The sequence below is a fragment of the Gilliamella sp. wkB112 genome, from assembly GCF_001690685.1.
Lineage (GTDB): Bacteria > Pseudomonadota > Gammaproteobacteria > Enterobacterales > Orbaceae > Gilliamella > Gilliamella apicola_J.
In genome coordinates, this window is sequence record NZ_LZGL01000017.1 from 598,785 (window position 1) to 614,553 (window position 15,769).

Annotated in this window: 12 protein-coding genes and 1 pseudogene; 7 read left to right on the forward strand and 6 right to left on the reverse strand. The window is 35.7% G+C overall.

Translation table 11 applies throughout. The features are described from left to right. Nucleotides 1–18: 18 nt before the first annotated feature. The 3 genes from glnG to glnA form a co-directional block, all read right to left on the reverse strand. Nucleotides 19–1,470 (reverse strand): nitrogen regulation protein NR(I), encoded by a 1,452-nt coding sequence (gene glnG / locus A9G12_RS09450; protein WP_065565571.1) that lies wholly within the window; start codon nucleotides 1,468–1,470, stop codon nucleotides 19–21. Nucleotides 1,471–1,481: 11 nt separating this feature from the next. Then, on the reverse strand, nucleotides 1,482–2,531 hold the full coding sequence (gene glnL / locus A9G12_RS09455; protein ID WP_065565572.1) for a nitrogen regulation protein NR(II): 1,050 nt from the start codon (nucleotides 2,529–2,531) through the stop codon (nucleotides 1,482–1,484). Nucleotides 2,532–2,609: 78 nt separating this feature from the next. Further along, nucleotides 2,610–4,019 carry a glutamate--ammonia ligase gene (gene glnA / locus A9G12_RS09460; RefSeq protein ID WP_065565573.1) on the reverse strand — a complete coding sequence of 470 codons (1,410 nt, stop codon included), beginning with the start codon at nucleotides 4,017–4,019 and terminating at the stop codon, nucleotides 2,610–2,612. Nucleotides 4,020–4,372: 353 nt separating this feature from the next. On the opposite strand from glnA, the gene A9G12_RS09465 reads away from it, so the two are divergent. The 3 genes from A9G12_RS09465 to gpsA are packed head-to-tail and all read left to right on the forward strand — an operon-like array spanning nucleotide 4,373 to nucleotide 6,368. Beyond that, nucleotides 4,373–4,813: a rhodanese-like domain-containing protein gene (locus A9G12_RS09465; RefSeq protein ID WP_065565574.1), complete on the forward strand. Its 441-nt coding sequence runs from the start codon at nucleotides 4,373–4,375 to the stop codon at nucleotides 4,811–4,813. Nucleotides 4,814–4,839: 26 nt separating this feature from the next. Then, the gene (gene secB, locus A9G12_RS09470) at nucleotides 4,840–5,313 is read left to right on the forward strand and encodes a protein-export chaperone SecB (protein WP_065565575.1); all 474 of its coding nucleotides are present in this window, start codon (nucleotides 4,840–4,842) and stop codon (nucleotides 5,311–5,313) included. Nucleotides 5,314–5,354: 41 nt separating this feature from the next. Continuing rightward, nucleotides 5,355–6,368 carry an NAD(P)H-dependent glycerol-3-phosphate dehydrogenase gene (gene gpsA, locus A9G12_RS09475; protein WP_065565576.1) on the forward strand — a complete coding sequence of 338 codons (1,014 nt, stop codon included), beginning with the start codon at nucleotides 5,355–5,357 and terminating at the stop codon, nucleotides 6,366–6,368. An 87-nt stretch (nucleotides 6,369–6,455) separates the two neighbouring features. Here gpsA and A9G12_RS09480 read toward each other — a convergent pair whose 3' ends face one another. Next, nucleotides 6,456–7,430, reverse strand: coding sequence for an ornithine cyclodeaminase family protein (locus A9G12_RS09480; RefSeq protein WP_065565577.1), 975 nt, complete (start codon nucleotides 7,428–7,430; stop codon nucleotides 6,456–6,458). Nucleotides 7,431–7,635: 205 nt separating this feature from the next. Here A9G12_RS09480 and aas point away from each other — a divergent pair, with 205 nt between their 5' ends. Genes aas through murQ form a run of 3 tightly spaced genes read left to right on the forward strand, consistent with a single transcriptional unit; the run spans nucleotide 7,636 to nucleotide 11,880 of the window. Continuing rightward, a complete protein-coding gene (gene aas, locus A9G12_RS09485) occupies nucleotides 7,636–9,777 on the forward strand; it encodes a bifunctional acyl-ACP--phospholipid O-acyltransferase/long-chain-fatty-acid--ACP ligase (protein ID WP_065565578.1) in 2,142 nt (713 codons plus the stop codon). A gap of 26 nt (nucleotides 9,778–9,803) precedes the next feature. Further along, complete coding sequence (lplT, locus tag A9G12_RS09490) at nucleotides 9,804–10,991, forward strand: lysophospholipid transporter LplT (protein WP_065565579.1); 1,188 nt, start codon at nucleotides 9,804–9,806, stop codon at nucleotides 10,989–10,991. Continuing rightward, complete coding sequence (murQ, locus tag A9G12_RS09495; protein ID WP_065565580.1) at nucleotides 10,978–11,880, forward strand: N-acetylmuramic acid 6-phosphate etherase; 903 nt, start codon at nucleotides 10,978–10,980, stop codon at nucleotides 11,878–11,880. Before lplT ends, murQ begins: the two co-directional genes overlap by 14 nt. A 126-nt stretch (nucleotides 11,881–12,006) precedes the next feature. Here the strand turns inward: murQ and A9G12_RS09500 are convergent, their stop codons facing one another. Further along, the gene (locus tag A9G12_RS09500) at nucleotides 12,007–13,182 is read right to left on the reverse strand and encodes a hypothetical protein (RefSeq protein WP_065565581.1); all 1,176 of its coding nucleotides are present in this window, start codon (nucleotides 13,180–13,182) and stop codon (nucleotides 12,007–12,009) included. A 796-nt stretch (nucleotides 13,183–13,978) separates the two neighbouring features. Between A9G12_RS09500 and A9G12_RS09505 the strand changes: the two are divergent. Then, nucleotides 13,979–14,115 (forward strand): annotated as a pseudogene (locus tag A9G12_RS09505) (PTS sugar transporter subunit IIA); the annotation flags it as partial. Between the two features lie 94 nt (nucleotides 14,116–14,209). Here A9G12_RS09505 and A9G12_RS12345 read toward each other — a convergent pair. After that, on the reverse strand, nucleotides 14,210–15,769 hold a 1,560-nt coding region (locus tag A9G12_RS12345), incomplete at its 5' end, for a hypothetical protein (protein ID WP_218056613.1).

A 15,769-nucleotide genomic window follows, 5' to 3' on the forward strand; every position in this document is an offset into this window, starting at 1 on the left:
CAACAGAATAATAAAGATCTATAAAGTATTTTTATTATCAATTGATAGTTCTTTAAGCTTTCGCGTTAAGGTATTACGCCCCCACCCTAACAAATGAGCAGCATCTTGTTTATGCCCGCGCGTAAAATTAAGAGCACAATTTAATAAAATACGTTCAACATCATTCACCGCTTCGGTTAATATCTCAGTTTTACCAGAAACTAGTGCCTGTTTAGCCCATTGTTCTAATAGAATTTGCCAACTCACCTCTTGTTGAACTTGATCAGTTGAACGCTGGTTGGCTTCATTATTATTTACAACTTTAGGATTGGATGCTTTTAGTAATTCAGGGGGTAAATCTTGAACTAGAATCTCTTTATTTGAGGACATTACCGTTACCCATCGGCAAGTATTTTCAAGTTGCCTAACATTCCCCGGCCAATTAAACATACATAAAATATTCAAGGCTTCGGGGCTAAATACTTTACTTTCCATGCCTAACTCTTTAGCGGTAGTATGTAAAAAATGCTCGGCTAACTTTGGAATGTCTTGCGCGCGATCGCGTAATGGTGGCAATAAAATCCGAATAACATTTAAGCGATGAAATAAATCTTCTCTAAATCTGCCTTCCCTCACTCTCAATTCTAAATCTTGATGAGTAGCAGCAATAATACGCACATCAACTTTAACGGGGGAGTACCCACCAATGCGATAAAATTGCCCATCAGCTAGTACCCGTAATAAGCGTGTTTGTACATCAAGAGGCATATCGCCTATTTCATCCAAAAATAAGGTACCACCATTAGCTTGCTCAAAACGCCCATGCCTAATTTGCGCTGCACCTGTAAATGCACCTTTTTCGTGACCAAACAATTCAGATTCAATCAGATCTTTAGGAATTGCCGCCATATTTAAAGCAATAAAAGGAGCATTTGCACGCGGACTGTGCATATGTAGCGCTTTAGCTACTAGCTCTTTACCTGTGCCTGATTCACCATTAATTAATACACTTATTGACGATTTTGATAACCGCCCAATAATACGAAATACTTCCTGCATAGCTGGTGCTTCGCCAATAATGCCAGTTGAAGCTTTGGTTGTGGTAATAGAATTTGTTTTTTGGTTTTGACTTTGTAAAATAGCTCTTTCAACAAGCTGAATAACTTCATCAACATCAAATGGTTTAGGGATATAATCGTAAGCTCCTTTCTGGTAGGCATTAACTGCAGCATCTAGATCAGAATGAGCGGTCATAATGATAACTGGTAAGTTAGGTATCTGTTCTTTAACATAATTAAGTAATGTCAATCCATCCAGCCCCGGCATTTTAATATCGGAAATTAAAACGGCAGGTTTTTGCACCTGAGTTGCTAATACATCAATGACTTCTTGACCACTAGCAAAGCTAACACACTCAAAGTTTGCATTAGTTAATGCTTTTTCTAACACCCAACGAATAGAACTATCATCATCAACAATCCAAACCTTCATTTTTTTCTTCCTCACTGCTTAATTGGCAAATAGACAGAAAATTCAGTATGTCCAGGCCAACTATTAAATTCAATTTTGCCATGATGCTGATCGACAATATTTTGTGCAATTGACAGTCCAATACCGGTTCCACCCTCATAACCACTTACCATTGGGTAAAACAATGTATCTTGAATATGAACTGGCACACCAGGACCATTATCTTCAATATCTATACGCGCACATAATCGGTGACGTTGACCGTGTAAAGTCACTTGAAATGCGGTCCTAGTTCTTATTGTAATAGTACCGATATTGGGACCTATGGCCTGTATGGCATTACGCACAATATTCAAAATGACCTGTTCTATCTGCTCAGAATCATGAATGAAATCAGGTAAACTAGGATCGTAATCACGTATAATTTCAGTATTGTTTGGTTTTTCTAAACATAAAAGCGCATATATTCTTTCAATTGCTTTATGAATATTTTGTGTTTTTTGCTGCAACCGTTGTTGTGGACCAAGTAATCTATCCACTAAATTCCTTAGTCTGTCAGCTTGTTCAATAATAATTTTGGTATAATCTTGTAATTCATTATTAGGTAACTCTCGCGACAACAACTGTGCCGCCCCTCTAAGCCCCCCCAGCGGATTTTTTATTTCGTGGGCAAGACCACGAACTAATTCACGAGCCGCACTTTGTTGTGCTTGTTGTAATTGTTCTTGGCTTAATCGTTTATGATTATTTAAAGGCGCCATCTCAATTAAAATACGACCATTTTCTAACGATTGAGCAGTTAACGATAAAATATTTAATTCATTATTAACTACCAAATGAACTTCATTATCGGTAAAACCTTGGCTTTGTGTTAATGCAGTTTGCATTAGCTGAATATCTAAAGAAAAATAATTTAATAAATCGGGTAGATAACTATCTAATAATTTTTTTGAACTTTGTGCTAATAATTGTTGTGCAGCAGAATTTACATAAAGAATACGCAGTCGTTCATCAAGTAATAAAATACTGGTGATCATGGAATCGAGAACTAAATTAGCATCAGAGTCATTATCAAATGTCATCGTTAGATTTTCGCCCCCAATTATAAACCACCGCTATAATTAGCGGTGGAATAATGTTTTAAATCAAAATAATATTACTTATAAACTGTAGTACAATTCAAATTCAACTGGGTGTGGAGTCATACGAACACGATCGACATCTTGACGTTTTAATTCAATATAAGCATCGATAGTATCCTTAGTAAAGACATTACCACGAGTCAAAAATTCATGATCTGCAGCTAATGCATTAAGTGCTTCTTCAAGTGAACCAGCTACTTGAGGAATTAATTTAGATTCTTCTGGCGGTAAATCATACAGATTTTTATCCATTGCATCACCTGGATGGATTTTATTAATAATACCATCTAGCCCCGCCATTAATTGTGCGGCAAATGATAAATATGGGTTACCCGCTGGATCCGGGAAGCGAACTTCAACACGGCGAGCTTTAGGACTAGTTACCACAGGAATACGAATTGAAGCAGAACGGTTACGAGCAGAGTAAGCAAGCATCACTGGTGCCTCATAACCTGGTACTAAACGTTTATAAGAGTTAGTTGCTGGATTGGTGAAAGCGTTAATCGCTTTAGCATGTTTGATAATACCACCAATATAAAATAATGCCATTTCAGAAAGACCAGCATATTTATCACCAGCAAATAAATTGACACCGTCTTTGGATAAAGATTGGTGGCAGTGCATACCAGAACCATTATCACCGAATATAGGTTTTGGCATAAATGTAGCTGTTTTACCATAGGCATGAGCAACATTTTGTACTACATATTTATAGATTTGTACTTCATCAGCTTTTTTAGTTAAAGTATTAAAACGACAAGCAATTTCATTTTGGCCTGCAGTGGCAACTTCATGGTGGTGAGCTTCCACAACTAAACCTAGTTGCTCCATAATTAAACACATTTCTGAACGGATATCTTGAGATGAATCAACTGGAGGTAATGGGAAATAACCACCTTTAACACCTGGTCGGTGACCTTTATTACCTTCTTCATATTTAGTACCGGAATTCCAAGCTGCTTCAATATCATCAATATGCACGAAGCTACCAGACATTGGCGAACCGAAACGAACATCATCAAATAAGAAAAATTCTGGCTCTGGTCCAAAAATAACAGTATCAGCAATACCTGATGATTTTAAAAATTCTTCCGCACGTTTAGCAATTGAACGAGGGTCACGATCATAACCTTGTAGCGTCGCTGGCTCTAATACATCACAACGTAGATTTAAAGTTACATCTTCAAAAAAAGGATCGATAACCGCGCTATCAACATCTGGCATCAACACCATATCAGATTCATTGATACCTTTCCAACCAGCAATTGATGAACCATCAAACATTTTACCGTCTTCAAAAAAATCAGCATCAATTTGGCTAACAGGAATTGTAACGTGTTGTTCTTTACCTTTAGTATCGGTAAAACGTAAATCAACAAACTTAACATCATTTTCTTTAATTAAGGTTAAAACTTTTTGTGTAGACATTTATCTTCTCCATTAAGGACAAACAATTGTTCAGTATAAAAGGCTATTTTTGCCAAGTGATTTACTTCATGCAAATATAATGCCATTTTTTAATCGCATTATTTTATGTATATTTGTGGATAAAATAGTACCATAGTTATTAGTTTTTGCACCAAAATAAAGCACTACGCACAAAATTAATGCAACTGAAAAATAATGAGATAGATGTTAGCCTATTTCATTAAATATTGTTACATCTTAAACAAGTATTGCTAAGGTAAAATAAGTTTTCTCCCATTGGCTCTGTATTTCATCGTATAATATCGTTATAATCTCCACTTATTTTGAATAAATAACTAGGTAATCATATAAGTATGGACTTTTTTACACTCGAAATTATACCTTTTATTAAAAGTCATCCTTTGCTTTCATTAGGCTGGATAGCTTTATTTATTGCCATCATCGTATTAACTATAAAGAGTAAATTATCCAAGGTTAAAATTATTAGTAATGCTCAAGCAATCAATATGATCAATAAGCAAGATGCAGTTATTATTGATATTCGTTCTGCTGATAATTTTAAAAAAGGACATATTACCGAAGCACATAATATCCTTCCAATTGACATTAAAAATGCTAGTGCCAAAACCATTGAAAAATTTAAGGAAAACCTAATTATTTTAATTGATGAAAATGGTTTATCTACATCAAGTATTGGTGACACGCTGGTCAAACAAGGCTTTTTACATGTCTTCGCTTTAAAAGATGGCATCGCTGGTTGGAATGGCGAAAATTTACCACTCGTTAGAAAATAATATTATATATAAAATAAGGTTTTATCATGACAGAACAAAACAATACACAAGCTGCTGAAACAGAATTTGCTATTCAACGCATCTATATCAAAGATGTTTCATTTGAAACCAATAATGTGCCTGAAATCTTTACTAAAGAATGGCAACCGGAAATGAATGTTGAACTTAATTCATCTTCACACACATTGAATGATAACGTTTTTGAAGTGGCATTACGTGTAACCGTCACAGTAAAATCACATAACGAAGTTGCATATATTTGTGAAGTCACCCAAGCGGGTATTTTTTCTGTAGTTGGATTTAATGATGGTCAACTCCAGCACTGCCTTGGTGCATATTGCCCAAATATTTTATTCCCTTATGTACGTGAAGCGATTGCTAATTTAGTGAATAAAGGCTCATTCCCAGCAGTAAATTTAGAACCAGTGAATTTTGATGCACTATTTATGAACTATTTGCAACAGCAAGCTCAAGCTGAATCCGGTGAAACCTTACAATAATATTATTGTAGCTATTTAATAATAAGTTTAGTGGGTTATTTATGGGAAAAAATGCTGTAGTTTCAGTAATTGGAGCTGGTTCATACGGAACCTCTTTAGCTATTTTACTTGCTCGTAATGGTCATTCGACCCTACTGTGGGGGCGAGATTCAAATAAAATGGCTACCTTACAGCATGATAGGCAAAATCAACAATTTTTGCCTAATATTCCATTTCCGGATCTATTACAGATCGAAAGTGATCTACAAACTGCCGTGCAAGCAGCGTCAACCCTGCTTATTGTTGTTCCTAGCCATGCTTTTGCTAGTATCTTAGTGCAAATAAAACCTTTTTTACGCTCAGACACTAAAATTGTATGGGCGACCAAAGGACTTGAAGTTGATACCGGACGATTATTACAAGATGTTGCCAGAGAAATTCTTGGTAGCCAAATTCCTTTAGCAGTAATTTCTGGCCCTACTTTTGCTAAAGAAGTAGCCTCTGGTCTACCTACTGCGGTGACCGTTGCCTCGACAGATGAACATTTTTTAACTGAATTACAAAATTTGTTCCATTGTAGTAAGGGTTTCCGAGTTTATAGTAGTAAAGACTTTATTGGGGTGCAACTTGGAGGTGCAATTAAGAATGTAATAGCTATTGGTGCGGGTTTATCGGATGGGCTAGGTTTTGGGGCTAATGCAAGAACTGCATTAATCACCCGTGGACTGGCTGAAATGATGCGTTTAGGTGCGGCCCTTGGTGCCGATCCAGTAACTTTTATGGGAATGGCTGGGCTTGGTGATCTGGTGTTGACTTGCACAGATAATCAATCACGAAATCGTCGTTTTGGCATTTTACTAGGGCAAAACAAATCAATTCAAGAAGCACAAGACATTATTGCACAAGTAGTTGAAGGCTGTAAAAACACCAAAGAAGTTTGGACGCTTGCACAAAAATATCATGTTGATATGCCAATCACCGAACAAATCTACCAAGTTCTTTATGAACATAAAGATCCTAAACAAGCAGCTATTTCATTACTTGGGCGTTCACAAAAAGCAGAGTTAACAAGCTAATTTTATACCTAAACGTATAGCGCTCCTGAAACATCTTTACAAGGAGTGTTTGTTACCAAAACTAAAATTAACCGATGTTATTCGTTATTATATATGAAGCCCAATCCCCTTTGCTTTTGCTTTCAGGTAAATATCATAACCTACATATACATCTAAAACCGCAGTACCTACAGTTTTAAATACAGTTATTTGTTGAGGATTTTGTCGACATTTTTCAGGTTCTGAAACTAAATCCCCTAGTTCTAAAAAATCATTTTCAGTAACTAGTTGTTGCTTAATAGGATCAATAATATCACCGGCCTCGGCAAAAACCCCATCTTTAGTATCAAGTACGCGAATATCGGCTTTTTCTACAATATCAGCAGGGATCTCATGCATTGCCGGAGTATAAGCTCCAACGCCATTAATATGCGTACCAGGTTTAACTTTTGCACCATTGAAGGTTGCTAGTTTTGAGGTTGTTACTGAGGTAATAATATCTGCTTGACTGATATCTTCATCTAAATTTTCGGAGAAATACAAATTAGTTGAAAACCGTGCAAATCTTTGCTGCATTTGTGCAGTAAATTGTTTAGCTTTTTCCACATTAATATCAAAAATTGCAACATCTGTTAATGGACGTACCGTTAACATGGCTTCTAATTGTGAAATGGCTTGCCCACCAGTACCAATTAATACCGCTCGGCTAGCATCTTTACGGGCTAAGAGATCCGTTGCCGCACCCTGCACCGCTCCAGTTCGCAACTGAGTAACATAAGTACCGTCAAGTATGGCACAAACTTCACCAGTTTGCGGATCAAGCATTAATACTTGTGCCGGTACCGACGGTTTACCTAGTTTTGGATTATCTGGAAAAACCGAGACAATCTTAATCCCAACAATATCACTACCTTTGATATGAGCAGGCATAAATAAACATTGACCATTTTGCATATCAAAGTTCGTACGCAATGGTACTTCGCTATTACCTTGAGTATAGATTTTTAAGGCTTGTTTATCCGCTGCAATTGCATCTTGCATACTATAAACTTTTTCAATATCGGTTGCGGTTAAGACTAACATTTAAATTCCCCTATTCTCTATTTAGGATTTTTATTGTACGGTTTTGTTATCAATTGTCTATTTTTTAAAATAAACCTATTCGTAAATAGGTTTTAATTATATGATTTATATGAATAACATTAAACAACGCTTACCTTTCTTGTATAATCGGTCTATTTTCACTATTATTAGCAAATGCAATTTTGCATGCTAATTGAGATATAAGATGTTATTCAAAGTATTAAAATTTTTTTTAAAGATTTTATTTCATGTTAAAATTCATGGTAATCTCGATAATTTAAAACAAGACCGCCTCCTAATCACTCCTAATCATGTTTCATTTCTAGATGGTGTTTTAATTGGTGTTTTTTTACCTGTTCGCCCTGTCTTTGCTATTTATGCTGGCTATATTAATCATTGGTTAGTCCGCTTCGCTAAACGTTATGTCGATTTTGTCCCTATGGACCCAACCAGTCCTATGGCAATTAAACGTTTAGTTCGTGAAATCGAAAAAGGCCGCCCTATTGTGATCTTCCCTGAAGGTAGGATCACTATAACTGGGTCCTTAATGAAAATTTATGATGGTGCTGCCTTTGTTGCCGCCAAATCACAAGCAACCATTGTTCCGGTTTGGATTGAAGGTGCTGAATTTACTTTGACGAGCCGATTAAAAGGTTTATTCAAACGTCACTTATTTCCCAAAATTACCATTCATGTACTTGAACCAACATCTATTCCTATGCCTAATGCTGGCAATGCTAGTGAACGCCGTTACATTGCCGGAGAAAAGTTACATCAAATTATGATGAATGCTCGCATGGCAAGTCGTCCTAAACTTACACTCTTTGCCGCATTGCTGGAAGCTCAAGTCCGCTATGGCGTGAAATCACGCATGGTACAAGATCCTACTACTAGCGAAGCATCGTATCGTAACTTATTGAAACAAATTATTGGTGTTAGCTGTATTATCGCCAAAATCACTAAGAAAAAAGAGCGTGTTGGGGTTTTATTACCTAATGCAACCATTACAGTAGCAACGATTTTTGGGTTATCTGTCAAAAATCGAGTACCAGCAATGCTTAATTATACTGCGGGAACCAAAGGGCTTACTTGTGCGATCACCGCAGCAGAAATTAAAACGATTATTACCTCACGAAAGTTTATTAAGAAAGGTAAACTAGATTACTTACTTGAGGAAATTAAAGGCGTTAAATGGTATTTTCTGGAAGATTTACGCCATAGTTTAACATTCACCGATAAATTATATGTTGTTATTCATCAATTTATTCCGCGCTTAGTTGAGTATAAGCAATCAAGTGAAGATGAAGCTTTAGTACTCTTTACTTCTGGTTCAGAAGGTAACCCTAAAGGGGTGGTACATAGTCATGGCAGCTTAATTGCTAATGTCGAACAAATTCGCACTGTAATTGATCCAACTCCTGCTGATCGCTTTATGTCAGCATTGCCACTATTTCATGCTTTTGGTATTACCGCTGGATTATTTTTACCATTATTTTCTGGTAGTCGAACCTTTTTATACCCGAATCCATTGCATTATCGCATGGTGCCAGAAATTATTTATGACCAAAACTGTACCATTTTATTTGGAACCCCAACTTTCTTGGCAAATTATGCTCGTTATGCCCACCCATACGACTTTATGCGTTTACGCTATGTAGTTGCTGGAGCAGAAAAACTATCTGAAGCAGTTCGCGAACAATGGAAAAATAAATATGGTATTCGTATTTTAGAAGGTTATGGGGTAACTGAATGTGCACCCGTAGTGGCACTTAATGTACCAATGGCTTATAAAAATGGTACTGTTGGTCGCTTATTACCGGGTATGATTTCGCGATTAATTCCAATTTCAGGCATTAATAGTGGGGGCGAATTGCACGTCAAAGGCCCTAATGTCATGAAAGGTTATTTAAGAGTAGAGCATCCGGGAAAATTAGAAGTCCCAATAGCGATTGATGAAAATGGTAAACCAGAATCTGGTTGGTATGATACTGGTGACATTGTGGCCATTGATCATGAAGGTTTCCTAACCATCAAAGGGCGTTTAAAACGCTTTGCCAAAATTGCCGGAGAAATGGTTTCGCTAGAAAGCGTAGAGGTATTAGCTAAAAAAGTTGATCCAAATACAATGCATGGTGCTACGGTCAAATCTGATGCATCAAAAGGTGAAGCTATTGTACTATTTACTACTTCGAAAGAATTAAATCGAGAGCAACTCAATCAAGCAGCTCAAGAACTTGGTATTCCTACCTTAGCCGTGCCAAGAGATATTCGTGTAGTCAAAGAACTTCCACTACTGGGCACCGGTAAGATTGATTTCATCACTCTGAGGAAGATGGCTGACGAATAGCAAGCAAATCTATAAAAGGATGTCTTATGACGCAAAACTCTCTGTTTAGTAAAGGCATGATGGCAACCATGCTAGCGCAATTCTTTTCGGCATTTGGTGATAATGCCTTATTCTTTGCTATTTTAGCCTTTATTAAAAATCTACATTACCCGGAATGGAGCCAATCAGTATTACAAATTGGGTTTGTGGTACCATTTATTCTACTTTCACCTTTTGTTGGTCAATTTGCTGATAGCATGTCAAAAGGTCGGGTAATGATGATCTCAAATATTTTAAAATTACTAGGTGCTGGCAGCATCTGTTTAGGTATCAATCCATTTTTAGGTTATATTCTAGTAGGGATTGGTGCATCGGCTTATTCTCCCGCTAAATATGGTATTTTAGGTGAACTTACTACAGGCGATAATTTAGTCAAAGCTAATGGTTTAATCGAAGCCTCAACAATTGCTTCAATATTACTTGGTTCGGTTGCTGGTGGTTATATTGCAGATCTTAATGTTACTGCTTCTTTATTAGCTTGCGTATTAATGTTTGGTTGTGCAGTGATTGCTAATCTCTTTATTCCTAGATTACCAGCCGCAAGAAGTGATATTAAATGGCAATTTTTGAGCATGCTTAAAGATTTTATTCGCACAGTTAAAATGCTTTTTATTAATAGACAAGCTCGGTTTACTTTGTACGGTACTAGCCTGTTTTGGGGCGCTGGGATCACACTACGCTTTTTATTAATTAGTTGGGTACCGGTTGTATTAGGTATCGTTGATAATACCACACCAACCGTACTCAATGCTGTTGTGGCTGTAGGGATTGTAGTCGGTGCAGGGCTTGCTAGCAAATTTATCTCTATCAATAATACCTTACGTTGTATTCCTGCGGGCATTATGATGGGTATTGTAGTCATCGCCTTTACACTTCAAAGCCATATGGTTTCGTCATATATTTTATTAATTATGATTGGCGCACTAGGTGGCTTCTTTTTAGTGCCATTAAATGCTTTAATCCAAAAAATAGGTAAAGAGATTATAGGCGCTGGTAGTGTAATAGCGGTACAAAATTTGAGTGAATATGGTGCCATGATGATTATGCTTGGACTCTATTCTTTAGCCGTGGCCGCTGGAGTGCCTATTATTGCTATTGGTGTTGGCTTTGGGGCATTATTTGCTTTAGTTATCTCGTTATTATGGTTAGGGTTGAAAAATAATGTCAAACATTAATTTATTGAGTATGTTAACTGAAAGTCGCAATCCAAATAGTGAAAATATTGATAGCTGTTCTACACTTGATATTTTAAAAATTATCAATAATGAAGACAAACAAGTTGCTATTGCAGTTGAAAAAGAACTACCCTATATTGCCAAGGCAGTAGATGTCATTAGTCAGGCTTTTTTGCATCATGGTCGTCTAATCTACATGGGAGCAGGTACATCTGGCAGACTAGGTATTTTAGATGCCAGTGAGTGCCCACCGACTTATGGAACCCCGCCAGAACAAGTAATAGGATTAATAGCTGGTGGGCAACCAGCTATTTTTAAAGCCGTTGAAAACGCAGAAGATAATCCAGAATTAGCTATTACAGATTTAAAAGGCATTAACTTTACAGCCCAAGATGTACTAGTGGGTATTGCTGCAAGTGGGCGCACACCTTACGTTATAGGTGGAATGCAATTAGCTAAATCAATTGGAGCTACTGTTGTTAGTATATGTTGTAATTCTCAAGCTCCGATGGTAAATATTGCTGATATAGCCATCACACCGATTGTTGGCGCAGAGGTTATTACCGGTTCATCAAGAATGAAAGCAGGTACAGCACAAAAATTAATCCTGAATATGTTAACAACAGCTAGCATGATTAAAATAGGCAAAGTCTATGGTAATTTAATGGTGGATGTTGAAGCTACTAATGCCAAACTTATAGAGCGCCAAATAAATATCGTAATGCAAGCCACTGATTGTAATCGAGAAACTGCAATGATAGCGCTTAAGCAAAGCCAAAGACATTGCAAAACGGCAATTTTAATGATTTTGGCCAATCTCGATGTTGAACAAGCTAAGCAAGCGCTTAGTGACAATAATGGATTTATTCGCCAAACCCTTCAACATTAATTTTAAATTTTTGTAACTAATTTTTGACTATTTAACGGGACTAATAAACAACTAAAACTAATTTATAATCAAAGAATTGCTGCTAAATTTTGACAAATAACAGCAAATCTTTATTTAGTGTTACTTTTATGGTGTGACACATCCAACACCAATATTAGCGGATGCATAATCTAAATGCCAATCGACATTACCTGTTGTGTGTGCAACTCCCCAATGAGTAGAGTAGATTGTACCAGCTGGGTGTATAGTCCAAGCAGCATAACTGCTTCCTTCCCAATCACTATCTGGATAATATCTCATATTTAAATTACCCCATTCATTAACTAAGCCACCCATATTAGTGCTGGTGTGATTGACATTATCCCAACTTATTTTTCTGGTGGCAAAACTGCTACCATTAGTATAATCAGTAGTATTAGGTAACCTATAACTTGATTGTGGCTTCAAGTTTGCACATGCATTGCGAGCCGCACTCCAAGATGTTCCCGTTATATGTCCTATAAACCAACGATTAATTTTAAAACTATACAATAAATTATTAGTATTTTTATCTGCATAAATTTTAAATGTTGAAGCTTTAAAAATTCCACCACTATCTGCCCAGTTTGGTCCTTTTAGTTTTACACGAACAACCTTTCCTTGTGGTTCATTATTTTCTGCAGTTAACTCCAAGCTAACCCCTTCACCAACTTCTGGTTGAACTATTGCACCATTGGTATTAATAATTTTTTCTGCAGTAATTCCATCTACGATTAATTTGAAAAATAAATTATTTCCACCAACTGTCGGAAAATTACTTTCAGGAGTATTAACATCTTGTAATTTAAAACCATTTTTAGGATCCCATTGGTCTTCTGGTCCAGCATATTGCCCATCTCCGTGGGTTAAATTTGGCTGTGCATAACAAAATATAGGTTCAGTTGGTTTCGGGTAAATATAATAAGTATGGTTATTATTATCAATAGTGAATTTACTCGGGATTCCGTATTTTGTGCGTATTTCACCTTTATTTAATCCAACTGTTAATGAATATGGTGCTTCACAACTAGATAATTTTGCGGAAGGATTAGATTTGATTCGATTTGTGATGTCACGCCCATACTTATCTTTCCAGACTACAGTTAAAGAACCTTTAGCCTGAGGTGAACTTGCAGGGATTAATTCATCACCATCATCATCTTGCCAATAATTATAGGGTGCAACCAATAACTGATCAAAATCTACTTTTGGATAATTGGTATTGCCTTCAGAGGGGAATGGGACATAGGTTTTAATGCTATCAAAAGTATCAGATGTTTTCAAAATTATAGGATCATCTGCACTAGAGGTATCAACAATTGAATCAGGATAGACATCATGTTGGGTTGGTATAAGTGAAGTTCCATCAGGAAGTGTTATTCTAATTAAACCTAAAGCTGTTGCGGTAACCTCTCTAGTTACACCATCATTGAAAGTTAAATAAGGTAAAGAACCATTTATAGGATTTTTAGTTACTGCGGTTAAGGCTGAGCAAAAAAAGGGAAATAATAATAAAACTAGATTAAATACACAAAATTTAAACCTAATTTTACGAAGGAAAAACTTAATAAAAAGTAACGAACTAAACTTAAAAAGGTTATAAAAAAAACTGTTCAGAAAATTTGGTTGATCAAGTCCTTGTTTCCTTGTTTCCTTGTTTCCTTGTTAGATATTGTAGCATAAATATACCTTAAAATCAATATGTTATGTTTATATTTACTAATTTTTTGTATATTAATTCATTTAATATACAAATATAACCGTTTTAGTATACTAACTTGAGTAAAAAAATAAAAACGTATTTATATAAAGTTTTGTAAAGATAAATATAAAGTTATAAACGTTTTTACATATAAACCTTATATTAATTAACATATTTAATAACTATATTTATAATTTTTTAATAACTATATGCAAGCCGTTATTAATTAATCAGCAAAAAAACACTATTTCACAATATCTATACATACTTCATATTTAGCACTAACTTCTAAAAAATAATCATTTGCTTTCTTAAAAGGATGATCAATTAACAATGGAGTTTTAACTTTTTTAGTCGCATATAATCGCTATATATTTTGTTAAAGCCGTAACTTTGTACCCTAGTAATAGTCCTGAAAATTTGAAAAAACGAATGTTAGCCACAATAGCTGCATTTGATAATCAAGATGAAGTGTTATTCTTAGTCGATTTGTGGGGAGAGGTACACCCTTTAATTAAGCGAATAATTTATGTGGTGTGCATAGCAATTGGGCAAGAGTTGCTGCTAAATTTTTGACAAATAACAGCAAATCTTTATTTAGTGTTACTTTTATGGTGTAACACATCCAACACCTATTTGACTAGCCGACCAGTCTAAATGCCAATCCACATTACCATTTCCTTGGTTAACCCCTAAATGAGTCGAACCTCCTACGGTGCTACCTTGATATTCTTCAGCCCAAATAGCATAATTTCCGCGTGGAAAATCACTATCTGGATAATATCCTATATTTAAATTTCCCCATTCATTAACTAAACCACCCATATTAGTGCTGGTGTGATTGGCATTATCCCAACTTATTTTTCTGGTGGCAAAACTGCGACCATTAGTATACTCTGTCGTTTTAGGTAACCTATAACTTGATCTTGGGGCTAAAGAGTTTACACACCAGTTATTAGCACCACTCCATGAAGCTGTTGTAATATTACCAATAAACCAACGGTTAATTTTAAAACTATACAATAAATTATTAGTATTTTTATCTGCATAAATTTTAAATGTTGAAGCTTTAAAAATTCCACCACCGGCTGCCTTATTTGGTCCTTTTAGTGTTACACGAACAACCTTTCCTTGTGGTTCATTATTTTCTGCAGTTAACTCCAAGCTAACCCCTTCACCAACTTCTGGTTGAACTATTGCACCATTGGTATTAATAATTTTTTCTGCAGTAATTCCATCTACGATTAATTTGAAAAATAAATTATTTCCACCAACTGTCGGAAAATTACTTTCAGGAGTATTAACATCTTGTAATTTAAAACCATTTTTAGGATCCCATTGGTCTTCTGGTCCAGCATATTGCCCATCTCCGTGGGTTAAATTTGGCTGTGCATAACAAAATATAGGTTCAGTTGGTTTCGGGTAAATATAATAAGTATGGTTATTATTATCAATAGTGAATTTACTCGGGATTCCGTATTTTGTGCGTATTTCACCTTTATTTAATCCAACTGTTAATGAATATGGTGCTTCACAACTAGATAATTTTGCGGAAGGATTAGATTTGATTCGATTTGTGATGTCACGCCCATACTTATCTTTCCAGACTACAGTTAAAGAACCTTTAGCCTGAGGTGAACTTGCAGGGATTAATTCATCACCATCATCATCTTGCCAATAATTATAGGGTGCAACCAATAACTGATCAAAATCTACTTTTGGATAATTGGTATTGCCTTCAGAGGGGAATGGGACATAGGTTTTAATGCTATCAAAAGTATCAGATGTTTTCAAAATTATAGGATCATCTGCACTAGAGGTATCAACAATTGAATCAGGATAGACATCATGTTGGGTTGGTATAAGTGAAGTTCCATCAGGAAGTGTTATTCTAATTAAACCTAAAGCTGTTGCGGTAACCTCTCTAGTTACACCATCATTGAAAGTTAAATAAGGTAAAGAACCATTTATAGGATTTTTAGTTACTGCGGTTAAGGCTGAGCAAAAAAAGGGAAATAATAATAAAACTAGATTAAATACACAAAATTTAAACCTAATTTTACGAAGGAAAAACTTAATAAAAAGTAACGAACTAAACTTAAAAAGGTTATAAAAAAAACTGTTCAGAAAATTTGGTTGATCAAGTCCTTGTTTCCTTGTTTCCTTGTT

Coding starts and splice junctions, on each gene's coding strand:
- gpsA (WP_065565576.1), top strand. CDS start 5,355: ATGGGAAAAAATGCTGTAGTTTCAGTAATTGGAGCTGGTTCATACGGA.
- glnA (WP_065565573.1), bottom strand. CDS start 4,019: ATGTCTACACAAAAAGTTTTAACCTTAATTAAAGAAAATGATGTTAAG.
- aas (WP_065565578.1), top strand. CDS start 7,636: ATGTTATTCAAAGTATTAAAATTTTTTTTAAAGATTTTATTTCATGTT.
- glnG (WP_065565571.1), bottom strand. CDS start 1,470: ATGAAGGTTTGGATTGTTGATGATGATAGTTCTATTCGTTGGGTGTTA.
- A9G12_RS09465 (WP_065565574.1), top strand. CDS start 4,373: ATGGACTTTTTTACACTCGAAATTATACCTTTTATTAAAAGTCATCCT.
- glnL (WP_065565572.1), bottom strand. CDS start 2,531: ATGACATTTGATAATGACTCTGATGCTAATTTAGTTCTCGATTCCATG.
- murQ (WP_065565580.1), top strand. CDS start 10,978: ATGTCAAACATTAATTTATTGAGTATGTTAACTGAAAGTCGCAATCCA.
- lplT (WP_065565579.1), top strand. CDS start 9,804: ATGACGCAAAACTCTCTGTTTAGTAAAGGCATGATGGCAACCATGCTA.
- A9G12_RS09480 (WP_065565577.1), bottom strand. CDS start 7,430: ATGTTAGTCTTAACCGCAACCGATATTGAAAAAGTTTATAGTATGCAA.
- secB (WP_065565575.1), top strand. CDS start 4,840: ATGACAGAACAAAACAATACACAAGCTGCTGAAACAGAATTTGCTATT.